Annotated in this window: 18 protein-coding genes; 13 read left to right on the top strand and 5 right to left on the bottom strand. The window is 61.8% G+C overall.

The genetic code is table 11. The features are described 5' to 3' along the window. The first annotated feature begins 1 nt into the window (after position 1). The 5 genes from HU750_RS03005 to HU750_RS02985 all read left to right on the top strand — a co-directional run bounded on the left by HU750_RS03005 (position 2) and on the right by HU750_RS02985 (position 4,208). Entirely contained in the window at positions 2-379 is a 378-nt protein-coding gene (locus HU750_RS03005; protein ID WP_186676537.1) for a glyoxalase superfamily protein, read from the top strand. Continuing rightward, complete coding sequence (locus HU750_RS03000; RefSeq protein ID WP_085273476.1) at positions 376-735, top strand: hypothetical protein; 360 nt, start codon at positions 376-378, stop codon at positions 733-735. Before HU750_RS03005 ends, HU750_RS03000 begins: the two co-directional genes overlap by 4 nt. Before the next feature lie 244 nt (positions 736-979). Then, entirely contained in the window at positions 980-1,999 is a 1,020-nt protein-coding gene (locus tag HU750_RS02995) for a branched-chain amino acid aminotransferase (protein WP_186676535.1), read from the top strand. A gap of 159 nt (positions 2,000-2,158) precedes the next feature. Next, on the top strand, positions 2,159-2,839 hold the full coding sequence (locus tag HU750_RS02990) for a response regulator transcription factor (RefSeq protein ID WP_027594822.1): 681 nt from the start codon (positions 2,159-2,161) through the stop codon (positions 2,837-2,839). Next, positions 2,817-4,208, top strand: a complete 1,392-nt coding sequence (locus tag HU750_RS02985) for a sensor histidine kinase (protein WP_186676533.1) — start codon at positions 2,817-2,819, stop codon at positions 4,206-4,208. The genes HU750_RS02990 and HU750_RS02985 overlap by 23 nt, the downstream gene beginning before the upstream one ends. On the opposite strand, the gene HU750_RS02980 is transcribed toward HU750_RS02985, so the two are convergent. Next, a complete protein-coding gene (locus tag HU750_RS02980; protein ID WP_186676531.1) occupies positions 4,121-4,966 on the bottom strand; it encodes an AraC family transcriptional regulator in 846 nt (281 codons plus the stop codon). The two genes, HU750_RS02985 and HU750_RS02980, sit on opposite strands and share 88 nt — an antisense overlap. Before the next feature lie 113 nt (positions 4,967-5,079). On the opposite strand from HU750_RS02980, the gene HU750_RS02975 reads away from it, so the two are divergent. Beyond that, positions 5,080-5,967 (top strand): EamA family transporter, encoded by an 888-nt coding sequence (locus tag HU750_RS02975; RefSeq protein ID WP_186676529.1) that lies wholly within the window; start codon positions 5,080-5,082, stop codon positions 5,965-5,967. 45 nt (positions 5,968-6,012) lie between these two features. On the opposite strand, the gene cysS is transcribed toward HU750_RS02975, so the two are convergent. Together cysS and HU750_RS02965 are read right to left on the bottom strand one after the other, a co-directional pair. Continuing rightward, positions 6,013-7,395 (bottom strand): cysteine--tRNA ligase, encoded by a 1,383-nt coding sequence (gene cysS, locus HU750_RS02970; RefSeq protein WP_186676528.1) that lies wholly within the window; start codon positions 7,393-7,395, stop codon positions 6,013-6,015. Positions 7,396-7,404: 9 nt separating this feature from the next. Further along, a complete protein-coding gene (locus tag HU750_RS02965) occupies positions 7,405-9,108 on the bottom strand; it encodes a glutamine--tRNA ligase/YqeY domain fusion protein (protein WP_186676527.1) in 1,704 nt (567 codons plus the stop codon). Positions 9,109-9,357: 249 nt separating this feature from the next. Between HU750_RS02965 and HU750_RS02960 the strand changes: the two genes are divergently transcribed. Together HU750_RS02960 and HU750_RS02955 are read left to right on the top strand one after the other, a co-directional pair. After that, positions 9,358-9,861 (top strand): peptidylprolyl isomerase, encoded by a 504-nt coding sequence (locus HU750_RS02960; protein ID WP_186676526.1) that lies wholly within the window; start codon positions 9,358-9,360, stop codon positions 9,859-9,861. Then, a complete protein-coding gene (locus tag HU750_RS02955) occupies positions 9,858-10,580 on the top strand; it encodes a UDP-2,3-diacylglucosamine diphosphatase (protein ID WP_085273483.1) in 723 nt (240 codons plus the stop codon). The genes HU750_RS02960 and HU750_RS02955 overlap by 4 nt, the downstream gene beginning before the upstream one ends. 139 nt (positions 10,581-10,719) lie before the next feature. Here the strand turns inward: HU750_RS02955 and pvdQ are convergent, their stop codons facing one another. Continuing rightward, positions 10,720-13,011, bottom strand: a complete 2,292-nt coding sequence (gene pvdQ / locus HU750_RS02950) for a bifunctional acylase PvdQ (protein WP_186676524.1) — start codon at positions 13,009-13,011, stop codon at positions 10,720-10,722. Between the two features lie 197 nt (positions 13,012-13,208). Here pvdQ and HU750_RS02945 point away from each other — a divergent pair, with 197 nt between their 5' ends. After that, on the top strand, positions 13,209-13,583 hold the full coding sequence (locus tag HU750_RS02945; protein WP_186676522.1) for a fe2+ zn2+ uptake regulation protein: 375 nt from the start codon (positions 13,209-13,211) through the stop codon (positions 13,581-13,583). Positions 13,584-13,619: 36 nt separating this feature from the next. On the opposite strand, the gene HU750_RS02940 is transcribed toward HU750_RS02945, so the two are convergent. Next, positions 13,620-13,808, bottom strand: a complete 189-nt coding sequence (locus HU750_RS02940) for a hypothetical protein (RefSeq protein WP_027594812.1) — start codon at positions 13,806-13,808, stop codon at positions 13,620-13,622. A gap of 149 nt (positions 13,809-13,957) precedes the next feature. On the opposite strand from HU750_RS02940, the gene HU750_RS02935 reads away from it, so the two are divergent. The 4 genes from HU750_RS02935 (at position 13,958) to HU750_RS02920 (ending at position 16,434) form a co-directional block, all read left to right on the top strand. Beyond that, a complete protein-coding gene (locus tag HU750_RS02935) occupies positions 13,958-14,416 on the top strand; it encodes a hypothetical protein (RefSeq protein ID WP_186676520.1) in 459 nt (152 codons plus the stop codon). A 250-nt stretch (positions 14,417-14,666) separates the two neighbouring features. Then, positions 14,667-15,074 (top strand): Mor transcription activator family protein, encoded by a 408-nt coding sequence (locus tag HU750_RS02930; protein WP_186676518.1) that lies wholly within the window; start codon positions 14,667-14,669, stop codon positions 15,072-15,074. Between the two features lie 40 nt (positions 15,075-15,114). After that, positions 15,115-15,813 (top strand): DUF2589 domain-containing protein, encoded by a 699-nt coding sequence (locus tag HU750_RS02925; protein ID WP_186676516.1) that lies wholly within the window; start codon positions 15,115-15,117, stop codon positions 15,811-15,813. Positions 15,814-15,873: 60 nt separating this feature from the next. Further along, positions 15,874-16,434: a DUF2589 domain-containing protein gene (locus tag HU750_RS02920; RefSeq protein WP_186676512.1), complete on the top strand. Its 561-nt coding sequence runs from the start codon at positions 15,874-15,876 to the stop codon at positions 16,432-16,434. Positions 16,435-16,436 lie beyond the last annotated feature (2 nt).

Raw genomic sequence — 16,436 nt, 5'->3', positions numbered from 1 at the left:
TATGCCGCTCGCCCCCGCCATCCCGGTACTGCGTATCTTCTCGGTCGAAAAAGCCAAAGAGTTCTACCTCGACTTCCTCGGCTTCAGCCTGGACTGGGAACACCGGTTCAGCCCGGACCTGCCCCTGTACGCGCAAATCCACCGCGATGGGCTGATCCTGCACCTAAGCGAACACCACGGCGATGCCACCCCGGGTTCGACCGTGTTCGCCCGCCTCGACGACCTGCGCGCCCTCGAGCACGAACTGCAGGCCAAACGCTACGGCTACGCCCGCCCCGAAGCCGAGCGCCTGGACTGGGGCCTGCAGATGCAGGTCCATGACCCGTTTGGCAACCGCCTGCGCTTCTGCCAGCAAATTGATGATGAGGCCGCGCAATGAAGGCCATGGGCAAGCGCGAAATGGCCCGTGTGGAGCGTGAGCTGGTGGTTTGCCTGACGGAGGCCTGCGAAACGGCCAAGGCAGAGATTGTCGGGTTCACCTGGCTCACCCATCACCTTGACCCCGACAGTTTTCCTGCCAGCCTGCGCATTACCTGGGTATTCGAGCGCGAGGCAGACAAAGCTGCAGCGCTGGCTGGGGTGGCCAAAGCGCGGATGCTGGCGTTGACCTGTCAGGCGCTTGATGAAGTGGGGATACGGCTGGATCACCCGGCCTGGCATGTGCGCTTTGACAGTGAAGAGGCTTGTAGCCGTAGCCACGGCGGGGATTGGGGCAAGCGGTTGCGGGGGCGTTGAGGGGTGTGGGCCTTCATATGAACGACGGTAGATCTTCGCCGCCTATGAGATCGAGCGCCGCCCGCGCAGCGCTCGATCTCATAGGCGCTGAAAAACCCAAGGCCTACACCTCCCTCCCCCCACCCAATCGCACGCTGTTTCGTGACTGGCCGTTCCCGATCCGCGACGGATGTATTATCGTGGCGTGGTGCGCATATAACAGCAGCCCGAGCGATCGGGCATCTGCAAGACAATCGAGGGTGTCATGAGTAACGAGAGCATTAACTGGGACAAGCTGGGTTTCGACTACATCAAGACCGATAAACGCTACCTGTCCGTATGGCGCAATGGCGAGTGGGACAAGGGCACCCTGACCGAAGACAACGTACTGCACATCAGTGAAGGCTCCACTGCCCTGCACTACGGCCAACAGTGCTTCGAGGGCCTGAAGGCCTACCGTTGCAAGGACGGCTCGATCAACCTGTTCCGCCCGGACCAGAACGCCGCACGCATGCAGCGCAGCTGCGCCCGCCTGCTGATGCCACAGGTGCCGACCGATGTGTTCATCGAAGCGTGCAAGCAAGTGGTCAAGGCCAACGAGCGTTTCGTGCCGCCCCATGGCAAAGGCGCCCTGTACCTGCGCCCGTTCGTGATCGGCACCGGCGACAACATCGGCGTGCGCACCGCCCCCGAGTTCATCTTCTCGGTCTTCGCCATCCCGGTTGGCTCGTACTTCAAAGGCGGCATGAAGCCGCACAACTTCCAGATCTCCAGCTTCGACCGTGCCGCCCCGCAAGGCACCGGCGCGGCCAAAGTCGGTGGCAACTACGCTGCCAGCCTGCAGCCAGGTGCTGAAGCCAAGAAAGCCAACTTCGCCGACGCCATCTACCTCGATCCGCTGACTCACACCAAGATCGAGGAAGTCGGTTCGGCCAACTTCTTCGGCATCACCGCCAACAATGAGTTCGTGACTCCGAAGTCGGCCTCCGTGCTGCCAGGCATCACCCGCCTGTCGCTGATGGAACTGGCGTCCTCGCGCCTGGGCCTGAAAGTGATCGAAGGCGATGTCGAGATCAACAACCTCGACCGCTTCATCGAAGCAGGCGCTTGCGGTACCGCTGCGGTAATCACCCCGATCGGTGGCATCGAGTACAACGGCAAGCTGCACGTCTTCCATGACCTGGAAAAAGTCGGCCCGGTAACCCAAAAGCTCTACAACGAGCTGACTGGCATCCAGAGCGGTGACGTCGAAGCACCGGCAGGCTGGATCGTCAAGGTCGCCTGAGGCGCTTTGCAAGCCTGACAAAGGGGCATGCCAGATGATGGCATGCCCCCTTTTTTTGGCTGCTGGGTCGGGCCCGAAGCGCCAGATGAATTTTTCTTAAATCGCCGTTTGTCTATTCTTTGGCACAATCAAGCCTCTATTCGCCGCCCAGGAACCAGCATGCCACGCGTACTGACCATCGAAGACGACGCCGTCACCGGCCAGGAAATCGTCGCCGAACTCTCCAGCCACGGCCTGGACGTGGATTGGGCCGACAATGGCCGGGAAGGCCTGGCCAAGGCGATTGCCGGTGGCTACGACCTGATTACCCTGGACCGTATGCTGCCCGAAGTCGATGGCTTGACCATCGTCACGACCTTGCGCAACCTGAAAATCGCCACGCCGATCCTGATGATCAGCGCCCTGTCCGACGTTGACGAACGCGTGCGTGGCCTGCGTGCCGGGGGGGATGACTACTTGACCAAGCCGTTCGCCTCGGACGAAATGGCCGCCCGTGTCGAGGTGCTGCTGCGCCGCAACAGCGTGCCTATGACCCAGACCCGCCTGCAAGTCGCCGACCTGCAGCTGGACCTGATCAGCCACGAAGCACGCCGCGGCGAGCACACCCTCAACCTGCTGCCGACCGAGTACAAACTGCTCGAATACCTGATGCGCCACAGCGGCCAGGTGATCACGCGGATGATGATCTTCGAAGAAGTCTGGGGCTATCACTTCGACCCGGGCACCAACCTCATCGACGTCCATATCGGCCGCTTGCGCAAGAAGATCGACTCGCCCGGCCAATCGCCGCTGATCCGTACGGTACGGGGCTCCGGCTATGCCATTGCTGAACCCGTCTAAGGGCTGGAGCTCGTCAACCAGCCGCTTGCTGGCGCTGTACAGCTTTCTGTTCGTGGCTTGGAGCAGCATCCTGATGGGGGTGCTGTACTTCGAGGTCTCCAGCTACCTGAACAAACTGACTCGCCATTCCATGCTGCAGCGCCAGCACCTGTTCGCACACATGAGCGGCAAGCAACTGGACGACGCCTTGATTGCCAGCCAGGCGTTCGAGGAGCGCAGCTTCGATGCCTACGGCCTGTTCGATGCCCAGCTCAACCCGCTTGGCGGCCGCCTGCGCACGCTGCCTTCAGAGCTAGGTTTGGACGGCAAGGTGCATGAGCTCAAACGCTGCCTGGACGCCGATGACCCGCACATGCCACGCGACAGCTGCGACGCCGTGGCCATCAAAGTGCAGGATGGCCGTTGGCTGGTGCTGGTACGGGACAATGGCTCGTTGTTCGTGGTCACGCGGATCATCTTGCATGCCCTGCTCTGGGGTATTTCCCTGACCTTGATCCCCGGGTTTGCCGGCTGGTACCTGCTGCGGCGCAGGCCGCTCAAGCGCATTCGCGCGATTCAGGCCCAGGCCGAGTTGATCGTCGCCGGCGACCTCACCCACCGGCTGCCGCTGTCAGCCCGTCGCGACGAGCTGGACATGCTTGCCGCCATCGTCAATGCCATGCTCGACCGCATCGAGCGGTTGATGCACGAGGTCAAGGGGGTGTGCGACAACATTGCCCACGACCTGCGCACGCCGCTGACCCGCCTGCGCGCGCAGCTGTACCGAATCCGCCAGCAGAGTGCTACCGACTCGGCGCAGGCCGAGGCACTCGACCAGGCGATTGGCGAAACCGATACCTTGATGGCGCGCTTTCGCGGCTTGTTGCGCATCAGTGAACTGGAGGACCGTCAGCGGCGTGCAGGTTTTGTACAACTCGACCCGCATGATCTGCTGGTAGAGCTGCACGACTTCTACCTGCCGCTGGCGGAGGATGGCGGTATCCGCCTGGAACTTGCGCAGCCCGCGCAGCTACCGGCGCTGCACGGTGACCGCGAACTGCTGTTCGAGGCATTGGCCAACCTAGTGGGCAACGCTATCAAGTTCACCCCAGAGGGTGGCCGCGTGCGCGTGCTGGCGACGCAGGACGACCAAGGCCTGCACATCGCCATCGAAGACAGCGGCCCGGGAATTCCTGAAGAGGAACGTACGGCGGTACTCAAGCGGTTCTATCGCAGCGAGGAAGGTCACCGCCACCCAGGCTTCGGGCTGGGCCTGTCGATCGTTGCCGCGATCGTCGACCTTCATGGGTTTGCGCTGGAGGTAGGCGCCAGCGAACTGGGCGGCGCCAGGCTGGTACTGCATTGCCCATTGACGGGGGCATCGAAGTAGCGGCTGGGCGCCTCGCCCAGCAAGCGCTTGAACACGGTCGCAAAGGCGCTCGGGCTGCTATAGCCAAGCGCCAGTGCGACGCGGGTGACCGGCTCTCCATTGCCAAGCCGCACCACGGCGTCCAGCAAGCATGCCTGCTGGCGCCATTCAATAAAGCTGATCCCGGTGTACACGCGAAACTGGCGCGTGAAGGTGCGCCGGCTCATGCAGGCCCAGTCCGCCATGCCATCGATGCCTGTTTGCAGCGAAGGCGCCGCCAGAAACGCTCTGCATGCCCGCGCAAGGCGCGGCTCCTCGGGGATCGGCGCATTCAGCGACAGCGCCGGCATGTCGGCAATTTCATGCAGCAGCAAGCCCATCAAGCAGGCATCACGCCCCTGCAGGGGGTACTGCGCAGGCACTTCGATCGCCTTTTCAAGCAGCTGCTGCACCAAAGGGGAAACCGCAAACACCTGACAATGCCCAGGCAACCCAACCCGCTCGGCGGCCTGCGGGCAAATATAGGCATTGAGCATGGTCACCGGGCCGCGCATCTGCATGGCATGGGCCACTTGTGCAGGCACCCAGATGGCCCGTAACGGCGGCACGGCCCAATTACCTGATTCGGTTGCAACCGTGATCACGCCGCAAGCGGCAAAGGCAAACTGGCCGCGACCATGGCGATGCATCGGGAACAGTTCGCCGTCCGCAAAGGCCTTTCTTGTCACCACCACATCACAAGGCGTGTCGTCGTACAGCGTATCGTCAACGTAGGTCATGGCCTGATTTTAATTAGATTCGACCTTGAATTGAAAGCGGGCCAAACCGTTACCGCGGCATAGTGACTGAAGCGTCAAGGCGCACTGCCGCGACCTCAGAAGATTGCCAAACCATGCACAGAAAACACCTGACCCTTGCCGTCCTGGTCACAGCCCTATGGGGCCTCAACTTCCCGATCACCAAACTGGGCTTGGCCCACGTCGACCCACTGCTGCTCACCGGCTTACGCTTCGCGCTGTGCGCATTGCCGTGGGTGTTTTTCGTCAAGCGCCCCAAGGTTGCCGTCCGCTGGTTAGGTGCCTATGGCCTGATCTTCGGCGTAGCCATGTGGGCATTGATCAATCTCGGCATCGCCATGGGTGTGCCACCGGGCAGCGCCTCGCTGCTGATTCAGTTCAGTGCATTCTTTACCCTGGCGTGGGGCTGCTTGCTGTTTCGCGAGCCCCTGACCGGCCCGCAACTGGTCGGCATCGGGCTGGCGGCGACCGGCTTGGTTGGCATCCTCGCAGCAAGCCCGGGCAAAACCACGACAACAGGGTTGCTGCTGGTCTTGATCAGCGCACTGGCCTGGAGCATCGGCAACGTCATCATCAAGCTGTCAAAGGTGAAGGAGATCTTTGCCTTCGTGGTATGGGCCAGCCTATTTGCGCCAATACCCTTGCTGTCGCTCACGTGGTGGCTGCATGGCGCAACCCCGTTCGTGGCACTGGCAGCGCAGACGAATGCCGTCGTGGTCTTTTCCCTGGTCTTCCAGGTGTATGCCGCGACGCACTTCTGCTATTGGGGGTGGAACTACCTGTTGCGCGAATACCCGGTGTCCACGGTAGCGCCGCTGTCGCTGCTGATTCCGGTATTCGGCATCGTCAGCTCAGCCTTGATCGTGAATGAGGTGCCTAGCGGCTGGGAGTGGCTGTGTATTGCCCTGATTTTGTCAGCGCTGGCGGTCGGCATGAAGAAAGGGCGAGTGGTGCTGAGGAGAAAACCGCTGCCTGCTGTTTAGTGGCGTGTCGCGAAAGGGCTGCGTGGCAGCCCCTCGCGCCATTGATCAGTCGGCCAAGCGCCAGGTAGTCCCGCCCTTGCCGTCTTCCAGCACCACGCCCATGGCGGTCAGCTGGTCACGGACACGGTCGGATTCCGCCCAGTTCTTGTCTGCACGCGCCTGCAGGCGCGCCTGGATCAACGCTTCCACTTCAGCCGCATCGACCTTGCCTTCTGCACCTGCACGCAGGAAGTCGTCAGCATCCAGCTGCAGCACACCCAGCACATCGCCCAGCTCACGCAGGCGACCGGCAAGGCCCGCTGCCGCGTCTGGATCGCTGTCGCGCAGGCGATTGATCTCGCGCACCAGGTCAAACAGCACGGCGCAGGCTTCCGGGGTGCCGAAGTCGTCGTTCATCGCCATGCTGAAGCGCTCGACAAACGCCTCGCCGCCCTTGGCCGCCACTCGTGGCAAGCCGCGCAGTGCATGGTAGAAGCGCTCCAACGCGCCTTTTGCATCGCGCAGGCTGTCTTCGGAGTAGTTGATGGCACTGCGGTAGTGGCTGGCCACCAGCAGGTAGCGCACGACCTCCGGGTGATACTTCTCGAGCACGTCACGGATGGTGAAGAAGTTGTTCAACGACTTGGACATCTTCTCGCCGTTGATACGGATCATGCCGCAGTGCATCCAGGCATTGGCGTACTGCTTGCCGGTGGCCGCCTCGCTCTGGGCGATCTCATTCTCGTGGTGCGGGAACTCCAGGTCGCTGCCACCACCGTGGATGTCGAAGCTCTCGCCCAGGCAGCAGGTGGACATCACCGAGCACTCGATGTGCCAGCCAGGACGGCCCGGGCCCCACGGCGATTCCCAGCTCGGCTCGCCCGGCTTGACGCCCTTCCACAGCACGAAGTCGAGCGGGTCCTGCTTGGCCTCGTCGACCTCGATGCGGGCACCGATGCGCAGGTCTTCGATCTTCTTGCGCGACAGTTTGCCGTACCCGACGAACTTGCCTACCCGGTAGTACACGTCGCCGTTACCCGGCGCGTAGGCGTAGCCCTTGTCGATCAGCGTCTGGATCATGGCGTGCATGCCCGCGATGTGATCGGTGGCACGTGGCTCCTGGTCCGGCGGCAGGATGTTGAGGCGGCGCTCGTCTTCGTGCATCGCGTCGATCATGCGGGCGGTCAGCGCGTCGAAGGTCTCGCCGTTCTCGTTGGCCCGGTTGATGATCTTGTCGTCGATGTCGGTGATGTTGCGCACATAGGTCAGCTCGTAGCCGCTCTTGCGCAGCCAACGGGTGACCAGGTCGAAGGCCACCATGCTGCGGCCGTGGCCAAGGTGGCAGTAGTCGTACACGGTCATGCCGCACACGTACATGCGCACCTTATTGCCATCCAGCGGCTTGAAGGCTTCCTTGGTTTTGCTCAGCGTGTTGTAGATGTTAAGCACGACGGTTCCTTAGCTGCCCCAGGAGTCACGCAGGGTGACAGTGCGGTTGAACACCGGGCGACCCGGCTGGCTGACCTTGAGGTCGGCGCAGAAGTAGCCTTCGCGCTCGAACTGGAAGCGGTCTTCAGGCTGCGCCTGGCCCAGCGACGGTTCGGCGCGGCAGCCGGTCAGCACTTGCAGCGAATCTGGGTTGATGTTGTCCAGGAAGCTGCCGCCGTCCTCGGTCTTTTCCGGGTTTGGCGAACGGAACAGGCGGTCGTACAGGCGCACTTCACACTCGACGCTGCCTGCGGCCGGCACCCAGTGGATCACACCCTTGACCTTGCGGCCTTCCGGGTTTTTGCCCAGGGTGTCCGGGTCGTACGAGCAACGCAGTTCGACGATGTTGCCGTCGGCATCCTTGATGGCTTCATCAGCGCGGATCACGTAGCTGCCACGCAAGCGCACTTCACCGGCCGGTTCCAGGCGCTTGTAGCCCTTCGGCGGTTCTTCCATGAAGTCGTCGCGGTCGATGTACAGCTCGCGGGCGAACGGTAGGACACGTACCCCCATGTCTTCCTTCGGGTGGCGCGGCAGTTCGAGCTGCTCGACCTGGCCTTCCGGGTAGTTGGTGATGACCACTTTCAGCGGGCGCAGTACGCACATGGCACGTGGCGCGGTGCGGTCGAGGTCGTCACGGATGCTGAACTCAAGCATCGACATGTCGACCACGCCGTCGGAACGGTTGGTACCGATCATCTCGCAGAAATTGCGGATCGACGCCGGCGTGTAACCGCGGCGGCGGAAGCCGGACAGGGTCGACATGCGCGGGTCATCCCAGGCGTCGACGTGTTTCTCATCGACCAACTGCTTGAGCTTGCGCTTGGAGGTGATGGTGTAGTTCAGGTTCAGGCGGCTGAACTCGTACTGACGTGGGTGCGCCGGCACCGGCAGGTTGTCGAGGAACCAGTCGTACAGCGGACGGTGGCCTTCGAACTCCAGGGTGCAGATCGAGTGGGTAATGCCCTCGATGGCGTCCGACTGGCCGTGGGTGAAGTCGTAGTTGGGGTAGATGCACCACTTGTCACCGGTCTGGTGATGGTGGGCATGACGGATGCGGTAAAGAATCGGGTCGCGCAAGTTCATGTTCGGCGACGCCATGTCGATCTTGGCCCGCAGCACGCGCTCGCCGTCCTTGAACTCGCCGGCCTTCATGCGTGCGAACAGGTCGAGGTTTTCTTCGACGCTGCGCTCGCGGAACGGGCTGTTCTTGCCAGGCTCCTTGAGGTTGCCGCGGTATTCCTTGGCCTGATCAGGGGTCAGGTCGCAGACATAGGCCTTGCCACGCTTGATCAGCTCGACCGCCCAATCGTGCAACTGGTCGAAGTAGTTGGAGGCATAGCGCACGTCGCCGGCCCAGTCGAAGCCCAGCCACTTGACGTCGCTCTGGATGGCGTCGATGTATTCCTGGTCTTCCTTGGCCGGGTTGGTATCGTCGAAACGCAGGTGGCAGACGCCACCGAATTCCTTGGCCAGGCCAAAGTTCACGCAGATCGACTTGGCGTGACCAATGTGCAGATAACCGTTGGGCTCCGGCGGAAAGCGGGTGACGATGCTGCTGTGCTTGCCCGAGTCCAGGTCGGCCTGGATGATCGGCCGCAGGAAGTTCGCAGGGACAGCGGGGGCGCCTTTGGCAGCGGCGTTGGGCGCGTTGTCGGCAGTGGGCTTGCTCATAGGATCCTTGAATGCACGTGTCCGGCCTGGGTAGGCCGATTGAATCAAAGGGCCTATCATAGCCGAAGCAGTCAAGCTGCTGACAGCCGGGCTCGGACAAACTGGCGTGATTTATCACGGCTTTTTGCCGCAGGCTGGCAAAATGGCCTGTGCGCGCCATTGTGTCGCGATCGCCTGATACTGCGTCAGGTGATAACCCGCGTACTGCGCACCCTAATTCCTTAATGCCTTGAAAGAGCGAATTTCAGCATGTCCAAAGTCAAACTGAGCACCAACCACGGCGACATCGTCCTGCAACTGAACGCCGAAAAAGCCCCGCTGACCGTTGCCAACTTCCTGGCATACGTTGAAGCCGGTCACTACTCGAACACCGTGTTCCACCGGGTGATCAAGGGCTTCATGATCCAGGGCGGCGGTTTCGAGCCAGGCATGAACGAAAAGCGTGACAAGCGTGCCAGCATCCAGAACGAAGCCGACAACGGCCTGAAGAACGACAAGTACACCATCGCCATGGCCCGCACCATGGAGCCGCACTCGGCCTCGGCGCAGTTCTTCATCAACGCCTCCAACAACGACTTCCTCAACCACAGCGGCAAGAACGTGCAGGGTTGGGGCTACGCGGTATTCGGCGAAGTGATCGAAGGCCGTGAAATCGTCGACGCCATCGAAAAAGTCGCCACCGGTTCGAAAGCGGGCCACCAGGACGTACCGAAAGAAGACGTGATCATCGAGAAAGCCGAGATCATTGGGTGATACTGCTGATCTCCGATCTGCACCTGCAAGAAGAACGCCCGGATATCACCCGGGCGTTTCTTGATCTGCTCGATGGCCGTGCGCGGCATGCCAAAGCGCTCTACATCCTGGGCGACTTCTTCGAAGCGTGGATCGGCGACGATGCCATGACGCCGTTCCAGCAGTCGATCTGCCAGGCCATGCGCCAGTTGAGCGACAGCGGTACGGCGGTCTACCTGATGCACGGCAACCGTGATTTCCTGATTGGTCAGGACTTTTGCGATGCCGCGGGCTGCACCTTGCTGGCCGACCCAAGCGTTGTCGAACTGGGCGGTGAGCAGGTGCTGCTGATGCATGGTGACACGCTGTGCACGCGGGACGTGGCCTACATGAAGCTGCGTCGTTACCTGCGCAATCCGTTGAGCCTTTGGATTCTGCGGCACCTGCCGCTGTCCACGCGGCACAAGCTGGCGCGCAAGCTACGCAGTGAAAGCCGAACGCAAACGCGCATGAAGGCCACGGAAATCGTCGACGTCACGCCAGAGGAAGTGCCCAAGGTGATGGCGGCGCACGGTGTCAGGACGCTGGTTCACGGTCACACCCACCGGCCGGCGATTCACAAGCTGGTGGTGGACGGGCAACCGGCACGGCGCATTGTGCTAGGGGACTGGGACCGCCGGGGCTGGACCCTGCAGGTCGATGAACAGGGCTTTCAGTTAACGCCGTTCGAGTTTTCCTGACTACCCGGAAATCTGGGGCCGCTTCGCAGCCCATCGCAGGCAAGCCAGCTCCTACAGGTACAGCGTATTCCCAGGGATTCGCACATACCTGTAGGAGCTGGCTTGCCTGCGATGGGCTGCAAAGCAGCCCCAGATTCACTTATCTATCCCCTTCGCTGATCACTGTCTCGCGATACGCCGGATCTGCCTTTATCTGCGCCTCGGTAAACGGCATCACTGCCAGCTGCTTGGCCGAGAACGCCTTGGTCTGGTCATGCGCATGCGCCGAGCCCACCTCGCTTGACTGTGAAAACGCCAGCAGCCCACGCGCCTGCGGCCCTTGTTCGGTAAAGCTGACCAGTTGCAGGTAGCTGGTACCACTGACCACCAGGCGCTTGCCCGGCCCATGCGGCACACTGTGGATCGCGTTGTACACCCCAAGCCCCTGCGGCCCGCCAGGCACCGGCGTACCATCGATAGCCTGCTGCACCTGCCCCCAACGGCTGTCGCCCCCGACCCCGCTTTTTGCCACTTGCTGCTGGGACGCCAACGCCGCCTCGTGCAGCAGTTTGCGCACTGCCGCCTGCTCGACCGCCAGGCCACGCGGCGTATGCTGCGGGTCGGCCGGGTTGAACGCTACCCGCCAGCTTTCAGGGTGAGCCGCCAGGGCCTCGAGCATGTTTTCGAAATGCACCAGGCCAACGCCGCTGTCCAGGTCTGCCTTGCCATTCCAGGCGACCAGGCTGGCACACACAGGCTGCACATCTGCCTCGGCACCCTTGCACCACGCCAGCAGGTCCGGCAGCAGCAGGCTCGCGAGGTAGACTTCATCATCCATCACCATGCGCTGCAGGTCGTCTACACCCAGCTTGGCCGTGCCTTGCAGGCGCTGCAGGGCAAAACGCCCACGCATGCCGAGGGGCTGGTCATCACGGCTGACCAGCGGCGAAAACCCGGTCAACGGCTGAGCCGGGTTGGCCATCCAGGCAGGGTCGTTGGAGTTCTGCACGAAGTCCTTGCGCGCGAGGCTCGGCAGCAATCGTGCGGGGAAGATGCCGGGCTGCGCGGCCTGCGCGTCGACCTTCCACTGGCAGGCACTGCGCGAACCATCGAGCACCACCATGCGCCCTTGCGCCTTGGGGTTGCCGCACTCACCCAGCAGTTGCTGGTCGACGTACGGCACCACAGACTGGTTCAAGTACAGCGCCCCGCCCCCCTCATCGACAGCAAGCGTGTTGACCCAGGGAATGCCCTGCAACTGCTGCACCGAGCCCTTCAACGCGTCCAAGCTGTCGGCGCGGTTGATGCGGTACCACTGCTGCAACACTCGCGTATTGTCCAGGTTGGCGTCGCGCAGGCTGTAGGCCGCACGCGCGTCCCAATCCAGGCGCCCCGGCCATTGCACCACTGGCCCGAATTCCGAGCTGTAAACTTGGCGTGATACTTGGCTCAAGGTGCCATCTTCGGCCTTGACCGTGACACTGACGACCTGCCGCATCAACGGCACAGACTTGCCATCGAGCAGGTAGCGGGTCGGATCCTTCGGGTCCAGCTGAAGGCGGTAAAGGGTGAAATGGTTTGACGTGTCGACCGTATGTGTCCAAGCCAGATGCCGGTTGAAGCCGATATTCACCACAGGTAAGCCCGGCAGTGCCGCCCCCATCACATTCAGCTGGCCCGGTATGGTCAGTTGCATCTGGTAGAAGCGCATGCCGCCCATCCAGGGAAAGTGCGGATTGGCCAGCAGCAGGCCACGGCCATTGGCCGAGCGCTGCGAACCGACGGCCACAGCGTTGCTGCCACGCTCCGAGGCAAAACGCTCCTGCCGGGCCAACGCCGTGGCAAAGCCTGTGGCCTCGCGCTGGCTCGTCAATGAGGGCGGCTGCGCCCCTGCCAGCGCCTCGGCGAACTGTCCAACGCCCCCTTCAGCCAACAGGCGACGGGTCAACTTGACCAAGTCTTCGCGGGTGATCGGCCGCACCCAGTCACCCTGCCCGCACTCTGCCGGCAGGCCTTGGCTGCGACGCTCGGCAAGGGCACGGTTGAAGCCGCGCGCATAGCCATCGAGCAGGTCACGCACCGGTGCCGGTTGTGCCTGCAGAAATGCCCCTACGGCGCTCGGCGTATTGAGCCAGGTGAAGAACAGGTCGCTGGCAAGGTTGTCCCGTTGCTCGACGGTCTTGGCCTTGGCACCGAAGTGCCGCGATCGCTCGCCGCTGACCGTCAGCACTTCGTTGGCCAGCAGGCACAGGTTGTCCTGTGCGTAGGCATAGCCGATGCCATACCCAAGGCCGCGCTCATCCTTGGCCACGATGTGCGGTACTCCGTAGCTGGTACGCCGGATCTGCGCACTGGCATCCGTGCTGGCGGGCTGCGCCAGCGCAGCAGTGCTGAAGGCGACCAGCGCAGCCGCCAGGCCAGCGCTGTTTATGGGACGAGAAATCGAAAACACGGGCACACCTCGGATCGGGGGGTCATCCCGATCAGACGAATGGCTGAATGAAAATTTTACGTATTACAAGGCGATAGAACGTCTTGAACAGGGACAGGCATATTTTTTTTCGAGCGGGCTGCAGATTTTCCGTTCTCATTCGTCCTAATAAGTGAGGCAACCACATTTCGGGTTAGTCCACGAAAAGGAGCATTCACATGTACAACCCGCAACCCTCAATGCAGGCTGCACGCGTACCCGGCAAAGCGCCCAATGGACAGGACGCTTTCGCCGAAGAACGTGTCGGTAACGAACACATTCGCGAACTTTTACGCACCTTTGGCTTGCGCACCAGCCTGATCCGCTTGAAGGTGATCGATGCGCTGCATGCGGCCGACCGCAATGGCCGCAGCATTGGCGTGCGTGGCGTGCACGCGCAACTGGAACAACTGGACATTCCGCTGTCGTTCCTGAGCGTACGCGAAGTGCTCAAGCGGCTGTGCGCCGAAGGCGTCATCAACCTGGGCAGCGACAAATGTTACAGCCTCAACCCCCAGGCCCGCGCCGTGCTGGATCAAGCGTCCCCACGCTGAGCGTACGGCCGGCCACACCTGGCCGGCCCGCACAGGTCAGGGCTTGACCTTGCGCCGCAGAATGCCGTTGATGACCACCACGACCACCGCAATGGCGATCGCCAGCAACTGGAAGGTCTGCTCACTGATCGTGCCCTGCTTTTGCAGGTGGGACAGGCCAACCATGAGGCCCAGTACCACCAGGATGATCAGAAGTGAATATTTGAGGCGCTGCACGTGTGTCATTGAAAGTTCCTTGCAACATCAGGGGCAAAAGGCTCGCAACGAGCCGCGGCAATGATACAACGCCCACCCGCACTGGCGCTGCATTTCCTGCTTAGTGTGGTGCCACTCGCCTGAAAGCATGGGCCCTCATCGCCCGTGCCGGAGGCACCATGTACAAATCCCTGCTGTTCGCATCCCTTGCTGTGACGCCCCTCCCTCTTTACGCACTGGACACGCGCCAGGCGCCCACCGAACAGTTGCTCAAGCTAGGCAATGAACTGGGGGCCAGCGCCGGATCCAGTCAATGGCAACAACTCTGGTACAGCGTTCGCGAAGCGGGTTACCTGCAGGCTCATGCCACCCAGGTGCACTTCACCGTGCCGGCAACCCTGTTACCGGAGTTGGCCCGACAAACACTGGCACAGGCCGACCAAGTGCACGCAGTGAAGCAGACTCGGGCACTTTATCGCCGAGATTTTCCCGATCGCATTATAGGAAAACGCGCCGAGCATGCGTTCCGCGCGCTGTGCCTGCTGGTCGACTGGCGCGCCCTGCCCCAAGACATGAGCACGACCCCCAAGGCATACCTGAGAAGCGCAAGCCTGTTGAGCATCTATCCGTGCGACTGAAGGTCACTGGCCCCAGGAAGTGAGTCATGGCGTGTCACAGCGGGAATTCACCGGCTGCAGCGAATAGTTGAAGGCATGTCCTACAAGAAGGGAAATCACTGCCTGCAAACACTGTTCAACGAGGCTACAAACCCAAGCCTATATGGCGCCTAGCGACGCACCTTGGCTCTACCTGAGAATTCGGTCACACCTTCGACACAACGCCGCAGGTGATCGCTTACCACATCTACACCGAACGATGGAGCGTCGCATGGAGTTACCAGACCTTACCCGGATAGACATCAGCCAGTTACCCCACTCACTGCAAGCGCTGATCGACTGCATCGGTATCGACAATGCATTCCAGCTCACCTGCGCCTATGGCGGCAGACCCAAATACATCCCCAAGCACCGCGAGCGCACCAAGCTCGCGAATGTGCTCCCGGCCGAGGCGCTCGATGCGCTGATCAAGCGCTTCGCTGGTGTGGCCCTGGAAATCCCCAAAGCCGACCACTTCATGCGCCAGTTGCGCAACCTACAGATCCAGCAGGAAAGCGCCGAGGGCTTGTCACGCAGCCTGCTGGCCGACAAATACGGCCTGAGCCTGCGGCAGATCGGCAATATCCGCCGACAGGACCCCCTATGTTCGCTAGGCGATAACCCTAATGGTCGCCACTGACGGCCACGTTTGCTGCACCCATTAAAAAGAGAATCCAGCTATGTCCCTAGACAACAGCCTCATCGGGTCCGTCATCAATGCCTTGCCGATGGATCGCATGATCGCAGGCCCCCTGCAAGCCATGGTTCAGGCACAAGTTACCGCGAGCAAGTCGTACGCCGACTTTCTGATGCAAGTGTGCGTTCAGGAAGGCAAGGCCGTCGCCATCCAGTTCGACTACGACGAAACCATCGTCGATGAACAGGGTGAATACCAAGGCGTCGTCAGCAAAACCATGAAAGTGCCGCTGGTAGCGGCGATCACCCACCCGAACATCGCCATCGAGGAAGGTAATGTCGAGTTCGAACTGACCATCAACCAGATGTCGGAAGACGTGACCGACAAGAACCTGGCCGCATCTGCAACCGGGTCGCTGGGTTGGGGGCCGTTCAAGCTCAACGTCAAGGGCAGCATCAGCCACAAGTCCACGCAAACCCGCAAGACCGATACCCGCGCCCGCTACGCTTTCAGCACGACCCTGAAGCGCCAAGACCCGCCTGAAGCGATGATGAGGGTCATCGATTTCCTGACCGAGGCCGCCACCAAACCCACTGTCGTCAAGTCCGCGAAGCTGAATAGCCCGGACGTGATCTCGCAAGCCGACACGCTCAACGGCCTCGCGAACGGCAGCAAACCAGCGCCCGCTGCTCAGAATGCGCCGGGCAGTAAAGCAACGCCTGGGGCACTTGCTGCCAACTGAGGTCGGTAATGATCGCCCCCTCGCAACAGGGGGCACCCCCTGGACCCAGGAGCCGAACGTTTGGACAAGTCCCCCGCCCCCATGACATCCATCGACCTGCGCGAGATCACACGCGGCCTGCAAGAAGCCGCCAGCGCCACCAACAGCCTGATAGCTCAGCAGTACATCAATCTGTTCGATCAATTCTTCGACTGCGACACCGAAGCACTGGGTGCGCCCATGAAGGCCAAGATGGTCGAAATTGCCATGGATGAGCAGCACATCATGCGTGTGCCCTTGTTTGCGCTAGTGTCGCCCAAGGGCCTGGCACTTGAGCGCATGCAGGTTGACCTGTCGGTCCGCGTGAAGGGCACCGAGGCGCAGCAAGCACTGCTGGCGGCCAGCGAGACGAACGCCGCCAGTTTCAAGGTGACCATTGGTGGCCAGGGCCGCCAGGGCGACAGTCGTGACCCTGACGAGGTGCAGATCCGCATGCAGTTCCAGGCCAGTGAGCCGCCTGAAGCGCTTAACCGGCTGATCGAGGAGTACACCAGCCTGATCACACCGGTGCGCATAGCCAAACCCACACCCCCGCCCACACCCGATACCAATGAGTTCGTCGAGGCTGCCACGGTCCGTTGACC

The sequence above is a fragment of the Pseudomonas sp. SWRI50 genome (genome assembly GCF_014269095.1).
Lineage (GTDB): Bacteria > Pseudomonadota > Gammaproteobacteria > Pseudomonadales > Pseudomonadaceae > Aquipseudomonas > Aquipseudomonas kermanshahensis.
This window is presented reverse-complemented; position numbering and strand designations above follow the sequence as displayed.